Here is a 1585-nt window from a genome sequence, read left to right on the forward strand (position 1 = left end):
GCTCGGGGCGTCGGCGCTCGCCGCGCTGACCACGCGCGGTTTCAGCGAATTGTCGCGGCTCGGGCGCGCCTGCGGCGCCCGCGGCGAAACGCTGTCGGGGTTGTCCGGGCTCGGCGACCTGATCCTGACCTGCTCCAGCCCACAGTCGCGCAATTTCGCGCTCGGTGTTTCGCTTGGACGCGGCGAGCGGCCGGCGCGCGAAAAACTCGCCGAGGGCGAGTTCACCGCGCCGGTGCTGATCGAACTCGCCGCTTCGCAAAATGTCGATATGCCGGTATCAAATGCGGTCGCGGCGATATTGAGCGGTCGCGTCACGATCGATGCCGCGATCGAGAGCCTGCTGACGCGGCCGTTCAAGGCGGAGGAATGACGATGGCGTACTGGCTGGTGAAATCCGAACCGTCGGCCTGGTCATGGGACCAGCAGGTCGCAAAGGGCGCCAGCGGCGAAGCCTGGACCGGCGTGCGTAATTTCACCGCGCGGCAGAATCTCGTGAACATGAAGAAGGGCGACCGGGCGTTCTTCTATCACTCCAACGAGGGCAAGGAGATCGTCGGCATCGCGGAAATCATCCGCGAGGCCTATCCCGACCCGACCGACAAGACCGGCAAGTTCGTCTGCGTCGACATCAGGGCGGACAAGCCGCTGAAGACCCCGGTGACGATGGCCGCGATCAAGGCCGACAAAAAACTCGCCGGCATGGCGCTGGTGAAATATTCGCGGCTATCGGTCCAGCCGGTGACGCCGGACGAATGGAAGATGGTCTGCAAGATGGGCGGGCTTTAAGTCCACAGCCCGTCATTGCCGGGCAAAAGGCGCGAAGCGCCGTCTTAACAGCCGATGACCCGGCAATCCATCACACTTTCAAGAAAGCGTTTTTTCAAGATGGATACGCGGGTCAAGCCCGCGTACGACAGAAGCGATTACGCCGCCGCCGCCGTCACCACCTGCGCCAGCAACGCCTCGCGCTTCGACTGCGAGCGGTAGCCCTTCATGGTCGCCGCGAAACGCTCGAGGATGCCATCCTCGAAGGCGGTGACGATGGTGTCGTGGACATAGCTCCTGCGGCAGATCGCGGGCGTATTGGAGAGCTCGTCGGCCGCGGCGCGGACGGCGTCCAGAACCTGCTTCTTGCGGCCGTGGGCGCTCGCCGCCGGCGAAATCCGCGACAGCGATTCCAGCACCACGGCGGACGCCATCAGCGTGCGAAAATCCTTCAGCGAAATCTTGATGCCGGCGATCTCGCGCAGGAACCCGTTCACCATGCTGGTGGATGCGGTGCGAACCGTGCCGGAATTGTCGCGGTACTGGAACATGCGCTTGCCCGGCAGGTTTCGCAAAATGCCGATGGCACGCACGAGCTTGGCCGCGCCGCATTCCTTGCGCACGGCCTTGCCGCCCTTGGCCTTGAAGGTCAGCACGACGGTATCGTCTTCCAGCGTGACGTTGGATTTCAGCAGCGTGGTGGCGCCGCGGGTGCCGTTGAGGCGGGCATAGGATTCGTTGCCGGGACGGATCGCGGTGCGCGCGATCAGTTCGATCACCGTCGAAAGCGCGAATTCGCGGGTAGGCTGGTCGCCCGACA

At 64.2% G+C, this 1585-nt stretch carries 2 protein-coding genes and 1 pseudogene; 2 read left to right on the forward strand and 1 reads right to left on the reverse strand.

Annotated elements, in window-relative coordinates; all coding sequences use genetic code 11:
* Both WCE35_RS19760 and WCE35_RS19765 read left to right on the forward strand, forming a co-directional pair.
* Positions 1-370: NAD(P)H-dependent glycerol-3-phosphate dehydrogenase (locus tag WCE35_RS19760; RefSeq protein WP_424595007.1), on the forward strand; the 370-nt coding region annotated here is incomplete at its 5' end.
* 2 nt (positions 371-372) lie between these two features.
* Positions 373-786, forward strand: a complete 414-nt coding sequence (locus tag WCE35_RS19765; RefSeq protein ID WP_424595008.1) for an EVE domain-containing protein — start codon at positions 373-375, stop codon at positions 784-786.
* A gap of 137 nt (positions 787-923) precedes the next feature.
* Here WCE35_RS19765 and WCE35_RS19770 read toward each other — a convergent pair.
* A pseudogene (locus WCE35_RS19770) lies at positions 924-1585 on the reverse strand (DNA topoisomerase IB); the annotation flags it as partial.

The sequence above is a fragment of the Bradyrhizobium sp. genome (assembly GCF_049691595.1).
Taxonomy (GTDB): domain Bacteria; phylum Pseudomonadota; class Alphaproteobacteria; order Rhizobiales; family Xanthobacteraceae; genus Bradyrhizobium.

Bases quoted from the DNA above. Each gene is read 5' to 3' on its own strand.
- WCE35_RS19765 (WP_424595008.1), top strand. From the start codon at position 373: ATGGCGTACTGGCTGGTGAAATCCGAACCGTCGGCCTGGTCATGGGAC.